Annotated in this window: 8 protein-coding genes; all 8 read right to left on the bottom strand. The window is 67.0% G+C overall.

The genetic code is table 11. From position 1 onward, the window contains the following. Positions 1–3: 3 nt before the first annotated feature. The 8 genes from mutL to ACLHHB_RS02685 all read right to left on the bottom strand — a co-directional run bounded on the left by mutL (position 4) and on the right by ACLHHB_RS02685 (position 10,531). The gene (gene mutL / locus ACLHHB_RS02650; protein WP_410216734.1) at positions 4–1,824 is read right to left on the bottom strand and encodes a DNA mismatch repair endonuclease MutL; all 1,821 of its coding nucleotides are present in this window, start codon (positions 1,822–1,824) and stop codon (positions 4–6) included. A gap of 102 nt (positions 1,825–1,926) precedes the next feature. Continuing rightward, positions 1,927–3,252: a M16 family metallopeptidase gene (locus ACLHHB_RS02655; protein WP_410216735.1), complete on the bottom strand. Its 1,326-nt coding sequence runs from the start codon at positions 3,250–3,252 to the stop codon at positions 1,927–1,929. Beyond that, a complete protein-coding gene (locus ACLHHB_RS02660; RefSeq protein ID WP_410216736.1) occupies positions 3,249–4,709 on the bottom strand; it encodes a M16 family metallopeptidase in 1,461 nt (486 codons plus the stop codon). The genes ACLHHB_RS02655 and ACLHHB_RS02660 overlap by 4 nt, the downstream gene beginning before the upstream one ends. 165 nt (positions 4,710–4,874) lie before the next feature. Beyond that, positions 4,875–6,092 (bottom strand): cytochrome P450, encoded by a 1,218-nt coding sequence (locus tag ACLHHB_RS02665; RefSeq protein ID WP_410216737.1) that lies wholly within the window; start codon positions 6,090–6,092, stop codon positions 4,875–4,877. Next, positions 6,092–6,613 carry a DUF3035 domain-containing protein gene (locus ACLHHB_RS02670; RefSeq protein ID WP_410216738.1) on the bottom strand — a complete coding sequence of 174 codons (522 nt, stop codon included), beginning with the start codon at positions 6,611–6,613 and terminating at the stop codon, positions 6,092–6,094. Before ACLHHB_RS02670 ends, ACLHHB_RS02665 begins: the two co-directional genes overlap by 1 nt. Before the next feature lie 31 nt (positions 6,614–6,644). After that, on the bottom strand, positions 6,645–7,346 hold the full coding sequence (gene lspA, locus ACLHHB_RS02675) for a signal peptidase II (protein ID WP_410216739.1): 702 nt from the start codon (positions 7,344–7,346) through the stop codon (positions 6,645–6,647). Positions 7,347–7,390: 44 nt separating this feature from the next. Next, complete coding sequence (gene purH, locus ACLHHB_RS02680) at positions 7,391–8,992, bottom strand: bifunctional phosphoribosylaminoimidazolecarboxamide formyltransferase/IMP cyclohydrolase (RefSeq protein ID WP_410216740.1); 1,602 nt, start codon at positions 8,990–8,992, stop codon at positions 7,391–7,393. 297 nt (positions 8,993–9,289) lie between these two features. Then, positions 9,290–10,531, bottom strand: a complete 1,242-nt coding sequence (locus ACLHHB_RS02685; RefSeq protein WP_410216741.1) for an RsmB/NOP family class I SAM-dependent RNA methyltransferase — start codon at positions 10,529–10,531, stop codon at positions 9,290–9,292. Between the last annotated feature and the right edge of the window lie 31 nt (positions 10,532–10,562).

Raw genomic sequence — 10,562 nt, forward strand, 5'->3', positions numbered from 1 at the left:
GATTCAGTCGCGGCGGCCGAACAAGCGCTCGATGTCGGACAGGCGCAGCTTGACCCAGGTCGGGCGGCCGTGATTGCACTGGCCGGACCGGGGTGTGCGTTCCATCTCTCGCAGCAGGGTGTTCATCTCGTCCGCCGTCATCCGCCGGCCCGAGCGAACCGAGCCGTGGCAGGCCATCGAGGACAGGACGGCATCGATCCGCGCCCGCAGCCTGTCCGAACTGCCCTGATCGGCCAGATCGTCAAGGATGTCGCGGATCATCGCCTTGGCATCCAGCCGCGCCAGCATGGCAGGCACCTCGCGCACCGCCACCGCCCCCCCGCCAAAGGGCTCGATCACCAAGCCCAGCCCAGCCAGATCCTCCGTAACCGACAAAAGACGTGCGGCGTCGGCTTCACCCAGTTCGACGATGTCGGGGATCAGCAGGGCTTGGCTGCGGATGCCCTGTGTCTCGGCCTGTGCCTTCAGACGCTCATAAACCAGACGCTCGTGGGCGGCATGCTGGTCGACGATCACCATTCCGTCGGACGTTTGAGCAATGATATAGTTCTCGTGGACCTGCGCGCGCGCGGCCCCCAAGGGCGCATCGTCCGGCGCTTCACCGATCACCGCCTCGAAACGGGCCGAGGGGGTTTCGGCAAATCCTGAGCCAAGCTCAGGGGCCTGCAGGTCCAGCGCCGTGCGGATGGCCGATGCGGAGGGCGTTTCAGAGCGATAGGCGCCGGGGCGCGCAGGCGTGGACACCGGTTCGGGGCGGAAGGCGTCCAGCGTCGCGGCACCCACGGTCGATGAAGCCCGATGTCCGGCATGCGCCATGCCGTGACGCAACGCGCTGACAACCAGCCCGCGCGCCGCCTGCGGGTCGCGAAACCGCACCTCGGCCTTGGTGGGGTGCACGTTCACGTCCACAAGCTGCGGGTCACAGGACAGGTAAAGAACGGCCGCAGGATGACGCCCTGGTGCCAGCACATCCATGTAGCCCGCCCGCAACGCCCCTGTCAGAAGCTTGTCGCGAACCGGGCGGCCATTGACGTAAAGATGCTGCGCGACCGCCGCACCTCGCGAATAGGTGGGCAGGGCAGCAAATCCTGTCAGGGTGATGCCATCGCGCTCGGCATCCAGGGGCAGGGCATTGTCGATGAAATCGGCCCCCATGATCCGCGTCAGCCGCGTGGTCAGGGCACCGAACAATTCTCCCTGTTCGGCATCGGCACGAAAGATCTCCCGGCCGTCAGCGCTCAGGCAGAAGCCGACAAAGGGCTCGGCCATGGCCAGACGGCGCACCACCTCGGCCACGGCCTGCGTTTCGGCGCGTTCGGTCCGCAGAAATTTCAGTCGCGCGGGCGTAGCGAAGAACAGGTCTCGCAACTCGACCACCGTGCCGCAGTTTGCGGCGGCGGGCCGCGTCGGCGTCAGGCGGCCGCCGCTGACCGTGATGACGGCGCCGTCGCCACCCTTGATCCGCGAGGTGATCGTCAGCCGTCCGACCGCACCAAGCGAAGGCAGCGCCTCGCCACGGAACCCGAAGCTGGTGATCGCCAGAAGGTCCGACCCGTCGATCTTGCTGGTCGCATGGCGCGACAAGGCCAGGGGCAGGTCCGATGACGTCATGCCGCAGCCGTCGTCGCTGACGCGGATCAGCCGCTTGCCGCCTTCTTCGACGGCAATGTCGATGCGGGTGGCGCCGGCGTCCAGCGCATTCTCGACCAGTTCCTTGACCGCCGAAGCCGGACGTTCGACCACCTCGCCCGCCGCGATGCGGTTGGCAGTGGCCTCGTCCAGTTGCCGGATAACAGGGGGCATAGGGGAAAGGTGGGTGTTCATCGCCCCGAACCTAGCAGCAGCCGCTGGTCGCCGCCAGAGAGCGCCCGGTCATGAAAACGCGCCGCGTCCCTTGCGGCATGCGGCGCGTTTGCGGAATGGTTGTCAGTTGCTGGACGCTTCGGCCGATGTGTCCTCGATCCCCTCGGGCCGGCCCACCAGAACAAAACGCAGCTGATCCGTGTCCAGCAGCCGTTCCGCGACGCGGGTCACATCTTCTGCCGTCACGGCCTCGACCTTGGCATTGCGCGCATCGATATAGTCGATGGGCAGGCCGATCAGCTGCATCCCCGAAAGGATCGAGGCGATCCGGCCGTTTCCGTCAAAGCGCAAGGGGTATTCGCCCGTCAGATAGGTCTTTGCGTCGGTCAGTTCCTGATCGGTCACCCCTTCGGACAGGCGCGACCATTCCTGTCGGATCAGGTCCACCGCTTCGGCCGTGGTGGCGTTGGACCCGGCCATGCCGCCCTGCCAGGTTTGCCCGTAAAGGCCCGAGGCCAGACTGGTCCCCACGCCATAGGTCAGGCCGCGCTTTTCACGGATCTCGGCCATCAGGCGCGAACTGAAGCCGCCGCCGCCCAGGATATGGTTGGCGACAAAGGCCGCAAAGTAATCGGGATCGTCGATCGGCAGGCCCGGCCCGGCAAAGGCCACGACAGTCTGTGGGCTGTCCCAGTCGACCATCGTCACGCCACCGGTCAATTGCAGCTCTGCAGGTCCGGGCAGGGGGGCCGTCGCCTCGGCAGGCAAACCGCCCAGGATGCGGTCCAGCAGCAGGCCCAGTTCTTCCGCGCTGATGTCGCCCGCCGCACCCACGACCACACGGTCACGGGCCAGCACGCGGTTCTTGGCGGCCACCAGATCCTGCCGGTTGAGGGCGGCGACACTGTCGCGCGTCCCGTTGATCGAGGTGGCATAAGGGTGGTTGCCCCAGGCCTGTTTGGACATTTCCTTGGCAGCAATGCTGTTGGGATCGGTCGCCTCGGAGCGGATCACGGCCTGGACCTGACCACGCACCCGTTCCAGCGCCTGATCGTCGAAGCGTGGCTGGGTCAGGGCCTGAGCCAGCAGATCCGCAGCCTCGTCACGGTTGTCGGTCAGGGCCTGGAAACCGATCGAAACGCTGTCATCGCCCGCATTGAAGGACAGGCGTGCGCCCAGATCCTCAACAGCCTGAGCGAACTGGGTCGCGTCGCGTGTTCCCGCACCCTCTTCCAGCAATCCGGTCATGAGATTGACGGCACCGCGCTTGTCCGATGCATCCATGCTGGCGCCGCCCCTGAACTGGATGTCCAGCGCGACAAAGGGGATGCTTTCGTCCTGGACCAGCCACGCCTCGATCCCGCCGGGGGACGTGACCTCCTGGATCTCGATGGCCTGCGCGGGCACGGCCAGCAGGGCGAAAAGGGTCGCAATGGTGGCGCGGATCATCCTTGCACCTCTGGGCTTGCAGGTTGTTCGGGAGCAGGAGCAGGAGCAGGAGCAGGAGCAGGTGGCGCGGCGGGTGGTCCGGCCGTGGTTTCGGCCGCGTCCTCAGTGGCTTCGGCGGGCAGCAACCAGCCGGTGACGCTGCCACGGTCCGACAGAACCTCGCGTGCGGCGGCCATGACATCCTCGGATGTCACCGCACCCAGAATGTCGGGCCAGTCGTTCACGTCCTCGACCGTCAGGCCGACTGCCAGGCCCTGGCCATAGTCATAGGCCCGTCCATGCGCCGAATCTCGTGTATAGATCTGGGCTGCTTGAATGCGCGTCTTGACCCGCTCAAGATCCGCTTCCGCCGGTCCCTGCTCCAGAAAGCGGGCCAAGGCAGCGTCCAGTGCCGCTTCGGCCTCTTGCGGCGAGGAGCCGTCCGCAGGCACCAGGGACAGCGTGAACTCGGTCCTGTCCAGCGACAGTCCGTCATAGCTGGCCCCGACCCACAGCGCCTTGCCCGGCAGCACCAGTTCGCGTCCCAGTACCGAGGTCTGGATCGACCCGCCCAGCAGGTCCGCCAGCACCGTCAGTGCCGCCGCCGTTTCCTGCTGGCCCGGGTCGCGTTCAGGGGCCAGAACGCTGCGCGTCATCTGGGGCTGGGCCACGCGGGGGTCCGACATCTCGATCCGGCGGGTGGTCTGCTTTGGCGGTTCCTGCGGGCGGACCCGCGGTTCGGCCTCGCCGGTGGCCGGGATGCCGCCATAGTGCTTTTCAGCCAGGCGGCGCGCTTCTTCGGGGGTGACGTCCCCGGCAATGACCAACACGGCTTCGTTCGGCGAATAATGCGTGTCGTACCAGGCGATCGCATCCTCCCGGGTCAGCGCCTCGATCTCGTCGCGCCAGCCGATGATGGGGCGCCCATAAGGATGGTTGTCGTAAAGAGTGGCGTTCACCTCCTCGGCGAACAGAGCGCGGGGGTCGCTGTCGATCCGCTGTGCCCGTTCTTCCAGCACCACCTGGCGTTCCGCCATCCAGTCTTCGTCCGAGATGGAAAGGTTCTCCATCCGGTCAGCCTCCATTCCCATCACCAGATCAAGACGGTCGCTGGCAATGCGCTGAAAATACGCGGTGAAATCCCAGGAGGTGAAGGCGTTGTCGCTGCCGCCATTGGCGGTGACGGTTTTGGACAGCTCACCAGCTTCCAGCGTGTCGGTGCCCTTGAACATCAGGTGTTCCAGGTAATGGGCGATGCCTGACTTGCCGGGTTGTTCATCAGCAGCACCGATTCGATACCAGACCATCTGCACGACCACCGGTGCACGGTCATCCTCGATTACAACCGTTTCAAGGCCATTCGGCAGGGTGAAATGGGTGATTCCCTCTGGCATCTCGGCCAGAACGGGCCAAGCCCACAGGGATGTGGTCGTCACCAGGGCCGTGGCCAAGGCGGAACGAAATGCGGGGCGACGCATGGTGGCTGCAACCTCCTCTTGCTGAAGGGGAACTTGGACCGCGTCATGAGACGGCGCAAGCCACCCTCGCGGGATTGTGCGGGCTTGGCAGGGGCTTCGGGGGCGCAGCCCCCCGATCTCTGGCCCCTTCGATGGGGGCCGGGGATCGTTTTTGCTGATTACCGATCAGATCTCGAGGCGCAGCGGCAGGCTGATTGGTCCATGGGCCTGCAGGCCCGATTTCCAGCACGCCGGCCCGTCCAGCGACAGGCAGGGCACGCGGGCCAGCAGGGCGGCGAACAGGACCTCCATGTTCAACCGTGCCAGGTTGTTGCCAAGGCAGACATGGGCTCCCATGCCAAAGGCCACATGCACATTCGGACGGCGGGTGATGTCCAGCCTGTCAGGTGCCGCAAAAGCGGCCGGATCGCGACTGGCACTGGCGTAAAGCAGCCCGAACTTGGTGCCTCGCGGCCAGAACAGTCCACAGATCGTCAGATCTTCGCAGGCATAGCGATGAAAGAACGGCAAGGGGGTGGCAAAACGGAACATCTCCTGCACGGCCTGCGGCATCAGTTCCGGCTGCGCCTGCAGAAGGGCCATCTGGTCGGGATGCGTCAGCAGCGCGTGAAGCCCGCTGCCCATCACATCGATCGTCGAGCCGTGCCCTGCGTGCAGAATCTGCATGATCGTCGCGATCACCTCATCATGGGTCAGAAGACCCGCCGTTTCGGCCTCGATTATGGCGGACATCAGGTCGGCCTGTGGCTGCTGGCGGCGCTGTTGGTAAAGTTCCTCCAGCAGGGCCGCAAAGAGGCGCGTGGCCTGTTCCGCGGCGGCTTTCTTCGGGGCCGTACGGTCGATGTCGAAATAGCGGACGACCTGTTCGGACCATCCGGTCATCTGCGATGCCATGTGGTCCGGGGTGCCGATCAGGTGACCGATCACCTGGCCCGGCAGGCACGCGGCAAGGTCGGCGATGAAATCGATGCGCCTTTGCGGGATCAGCCTGTCCAGCGCCTCGTCCACCCAATGCGTCACGAAGCCGCGCAGGCTTTCCAGCGGCGTCTTGGTGAAGAACGGAAAAACCGCGCGCCGCAGCCGGTCGTGATCAGCCCCGTCGATGTCCAGCATCGATGTCTGCACGAAGCGCTCGTGATATGGCATGTCGTGGAAGTTCGCGGCGATCTTGAGGCGGCGCGCTTCCTCGGGGCCGGCAAAGGTGGCGGGATTGCGCACCATCCGCCGGTCCAGGGCGATGGTACGGACATCGGCCATGCGCGACGCCAGATGCCCGTCAAAGCTTGACCAGAAGGACAGGCCCGGCTGCGCGCGCAGCCGGGCATAGGTTGGCCATGGATTGGCCCCGAAGTCCGGCGCGGACGGGTCGAGGCCTGCCTCCATCAGCGCTGTGCGGGCGCGGGAGCCGTCGAGGTGATGGCGCCGGCGCGCTGCCAGCGCAGCTGCTCGGCATCGGCGTCCAGCGCCATGGGGGCATAAGCGCGCTGATAGACCGAGCCTCCGGCCAGACGCTCCAGCGGGCGACGACCGTTTCTGGCGCGCCAGTTCGCGTCCGCCTGCGCCAGCGTGGCGCGGATCTGCGGATCGCTGCCGGTGCGGGTGGCCTGCGCCACCAGCGCCTGGTCGGCCGCGGCGATGCCTTGGTCGGCCAGACGTTCGGGGTTGCCGCCCAGTGCCGCGACGGCATCACCCTGCGGGTTGGGGTCGGTGATGTTCGCGCCCCCCGGTGTGGGCGCGGGCAGCACCGCCAGGTCGGGCGGCATGGACAGCGCGCGTGTCGGCAGGATCGCGAATTCGTCCGGGCCGCTGCGGCCGGACTTGAAGTTGTTCAACTGAGATCCGCCCGAGCAGGCGCCCAGCCCCGTGGCGACCACAAGTCCGATGATCAGCGCAACCGTCCGCATGTCCTGGCCCTTTTCTCTTGCTTCGCCCGTTCTAGCCGGATTTTCCACCGCCGTCACCAAGGTCCTGACGCGTGTCGTCCCGCGCCTCGGGGCGGGGAACGTCGCGGAACAGGTCGCCCTGCTTGGGCGGGCGCGGGACTGCGGGTTTCGGCGGCTCCACCCGTGGACGGGCAGCAGGCTTGCGCGGTGTCGGTTTTGCCTCGGGCTTGTTCTGCGGCGTCAGGACCAGCCCGATCGCCCCGGCAAAGATCGCGATATCGGCCACGTTGAAGCTGTAAGGGTTTTGCCAGCCCGGCAGCGACATGTTCAGGAAATCCGCCACCGCGCCGTAAAGAACCCGGTCCACCACGTTTCCAAGCGCGCCGCCGATCAGCATGCCCGCCGCGATCCGGGCAAAACGGCCCAGTTTCGCGCGCCAGACCCAGATGCCCACCCACAGGCAGATTGCCAGCGCGATGCCGATCAGCACCCACCGCATCACGTCCTGGTCCGAGGACATCAGCCCGAAGTTCACGCCCTGGTTCCAGGCCATGCGCAGGTTCAGCCAGGGCGGCAACACGTCGATCTCGCGCTTCATGTCCAGTTGCAGGACATGGACGACAAGGTATTTCAGCGCCTGATCCAGAACAAAGACCGCCGCCGCGACCCCCGCCACCAGCCGCATCTCGCTGGATTCACGGACGGCTGTCTTGGGCTGCCGCGCCGGAGCGCGCCGTGCCGGGGCGCTGCCCACAGGCTTCGGTCCCTTGGAAGCGGGCTTCTTGGGCTCGATGACCATCAGTGCCGGAAGTGCCGCTGGCCGGTCAGGACCATGGCCAGACCCAGGCGGTTCGCGGCCGCGATCACCTCGTCGTCGCGCATCGATCCGCCGGGCTGGATCACCGCCTTGGCGCCCGCTTCGGCCAGCGCTTCGATGCCGTCGGCAAAGGGAAAGAACGCGTCGGAGGCCACGGCCGCGCCAATGGTCAGGGGTTGGGCAAGGCCCATCGCCTGCGCCATGTCCTCGGACTTGCGGCGTCCGATGCGGGTGCTGTCCACGCGGCTCATCTGGCCGGCACCGATGCCCACCGTCGCCAGATCCCTGGCATAAACGATGGCGTTCGATTTCACGTGCTTGGCGACCGTCCAGGCGAACAGCATGTCGGCCAGTTCCTCCTCGGAGGGCTGGCGCTCAGTCACGATCCTCAGGTCGGCGCGGGTGACATGGCCGTTGTCGCGGCCTTGTGCCAGAAACCCGCCCGCAACCTGACGAAAGGTCAATCCGCCCGCGCGCGGGTCAGGCAGGCCGCCCGTCGTCAGCAGGCGCAGGTTCTTCTTGCCCGCAAAGATCCGCCTGGCGTCCTCGTTGGCATCGGGGGCAATGACGACCTCGGTAAAGATCTTGACGATCTCCTCGGCGGTGGCGCCGTCCAGCGGCTGGTTCAGCGCGATGATGCCGCCAAAGGCCGAAGTCCGGTCACAGTCGAAGGCGCGCTTGTAAGCTTCCAGCGCCGTCGCGCCCTGGGCCACGCCGCAGGGATTGGCGTGCTTGATGATCGCGCAGGCGGGACCTTGGGTCGGGTCGAACTCGGCCACCAGCTCGAAGGCGGCATCCGTGTCGTTGATGTTGTTGTAGGACAGTTCCTTGCCCTGATGCTGGGTCGCGGTGGCGACGCCCGGACGGCCTTCCCCCGTGACATAGAAGGCCGCCTGCTGGTGCGGGTTCTCGCCATAGCGCAGGCCTTGCGCCAGCGTGCCGGCAAAGGCGCGGCGGCGGGGCGTGTCCTCGCCGATGGCCCCGGCCATCCAGGTGCTGACGGCGGCGTCATAGGCTGCGGTGCGGGCATAGGCGATCTGCGCCTGGCGCTGGCGGAAGGGCAGGGTGGTCGCACCCTCATGGGTGTCCAGTTCGGCCAGCAGCGCGTCATAGTCCCGGACGTCCACGACCACGGTGACAAAGCCGTGGTTCTTGGCGGCCGCACGGATCATCGCCGGGCCGCCGATGTCGATGTTCTCGATGCAGTCGTCGTGATCCGCGCCCTTGGCGACGGTGTCCTCGAACGGGTAAAGGTTCACGACCAGCAGGTCGATCGCGCCGATGCCATGTTCCTGCATGGCCGCCACATGATCGTCGTTGTCCCGTAGCGCCAGCAGCCCGCCGTGCACCTTGGGGTGCAGCGTCTTGACCCGGCCATCCATCATTTCCGGAAAACCGGTGACTTCGGCCACGTCGGTCACATCCAGGCCTGCCTCGCGCAGGGCCTTGGCGCTGCCGCCGGTGGACAGGATCTGGACCCCGCGGCCGACCAGCGCCTTGGCAAAGTCGATGAGCCCCGACTTGTCGGACACCGAGATCAGCGCACGTTTCAGGGCCACGGTCGAAGGAGCGGAACGGGTCATGGGGGCCTCGTGTCTGGTTTGCGTCCAGTTACCGAAGCCTGCGCCGAAGGTCCAGCGCCCGATGGCGCCGTTGGCACATCAACGGTGCCGGAGGAACCTGCAGGCCGGCGTGGCCGGTGCCGCAACCAGGAACGGACGCGCCGGTTCCTGAAGGCCGCCAGCCCTGCGGGACAGGCTGGTGGCGCCGCGTGATTGCATGACCGCCTGCGCCAGTTTCCGGGCGGTCATGCGATATGGCCGATGCCGCGTTCCTCGAGGACGGTTCTGCCGCCACAAGCTGGGGCAGGGGCCTCAGGGTTACCCGGCCACAAGCTTTCTGAGGCGCGCCATGTAGAAACCATCCATTCCGCCCCGCTCGGGCCAGAAATCGGGCCGCAGGCGCAGGCCGCCTTCCTCGGTGATCCAGTCGGCCTCGATGCCGGACATCTCGGGGCGTTCCACGGTCAGGCCGGGATGACGGGCCAGCGCCTCGTCGATCTGCACCTCGCCCTCGTCCGGGATCAGCGAGCATGTGGCGTACACCAGCCGTCCCCCCGGGCGCAGCAGCGACAGGGCATGATCCAGCAGGGATGCCTGCAGGTCGATCAGTTCGGCAATGCCATGGCCGTCGCGGATGAACGGCAGGTCCGGGTGGCGGCGGATCGTTCCGGTCGCGCTGCAGGGCGCGTCCAGCAGGATTGCATCGAAAAGGGCATCGGGATGCCAGTCCAGCACATCGGCCGCGACCAGATCGGCCTTCAGCCCGCAGCGGGCGAGGTTTTCGGTCACCCGCTTCAGGCGCTGGTCGTTGATGTCGACGGCCGTCACCTTTGCACCGGCGGCCGCCAGTTGCAGCGTCTTGCCACCCGGCGCGGCGCAAAGATCGGCGATCCGCTCGCCCGGCTGCGGGTCCAGCAGGCGGGCAGGAAGGGCTGCGGCTGCGTCTTGCACCCACCAGTCGCCCGCGTCGAATCCCGGCAGGGCCGAAACATGCACCGGCCCGTGCAGGCGCAGCGAGCCGGTGGGCAGCGCATCGGCCCCGGGCAGCGGTGCGGCACCCGGCTTGAGCGTCAGGTCCAGGGGCGCGCCCTGTTGATGCGCCGCCTCGATGGCCTGCATCACCGGATCGCCATAAGCTTCGGTCAGGGGTTCGCGCAGCCATTCGGGCAAGGGCTGGGGGGGCAGGTCGGCCCAGCCCTTGAACTCGGCAGCCTTGCGCAGGACCGCGTTCACCATGCCTGCGGCGGCCTGCCCGCGCTTGCCCAGGGTGCGGGTCAGATCAACTGCGGCACCCACGACCCCATGCGCCGGGGCGCCCAGCTCCAGCATCTCGACCACCGCCAGGCGCAGCACGTCGGCCACCTGCGGGGCAGGCTTGCGGCTGACCAGCCCCTCGATCACCCGGTCCGCCCGTCCCTGATGGCGCAGCGTTTCCGCCGCCAGCCGGGCCGCACGGGCCTGATCGGCCACGGGCAGGGTGCGTGTCGCTCCGGACTGGTCCGACAAGGACCGCCCCTCGCGTATGCCCTGGATCAATCGCAATGCGCCCTTTCGCGCCATATCGCCGCCCGGCTTTGCCAAAACGCTTTCC

Source organism: Paracoccus sp. (in: a-proteobacteria) (assembly GCF_046462195.1).
Lineage (GTDB): Bacteria > Pseudomonadota > Alphaproteobacteria > Rhodobacterales > Rhodobacteraceae > Paracoccus.

Bases quoted from the DNA above. Each gene is read 5' to 3' on its own strand.
- mutL (WP_410216734.1), bottom strand. From the start codon at position 1,824: ATGAACACCCACCTTTCCCCTATGCCCCCTGTTATCCGGCAACTGGAC.
- ACLHHB_RS02655 (WP_410216735.1), bottom strand. From the start codon at position 3,252: ATGATCCGCGCCACCATTGCGACCCTTTTCGCCCTGCTGGCCGTGCCC.
- ACLHHB_RS02660 (WP_410216736.1), bottom strand. From the start codon at position 4,709: ATGCGTCGCCCCGCATTTCGTTCCGCCTTGGCCACGGCCCTGGTGACG.
- ACLHHB_RS02665 (WP_410216737.1), bottom strand. From the start codon at position 6,092: ATGGAGGCAGGCCTCGACCCGTCCGCGCCGGACTTCGGGGCCAATCCA.
- ACLHHB_RS02670 (WP_410216738.1), bottom strand. From the start codon at position 6,613: ATGCGGACGGTTGCGCTGATCATCGGACTTGTGGTCGCCACGGGGCTG.
- purH (WP_410216740.1), bottom strand. From the start codon at position 8,992: ATGACCCGTTCCGCTCCTTCGACCGTGGCCCTGAAACGTGCGCTGATC.
- ACLHHB_RS02685 (WP_410216741.1), bottom strand. From the start codon at position 10,531: ATGGCGCGAAAGGGCGCATTGCGATTGATCCAGGGCATACGCGAGGGG.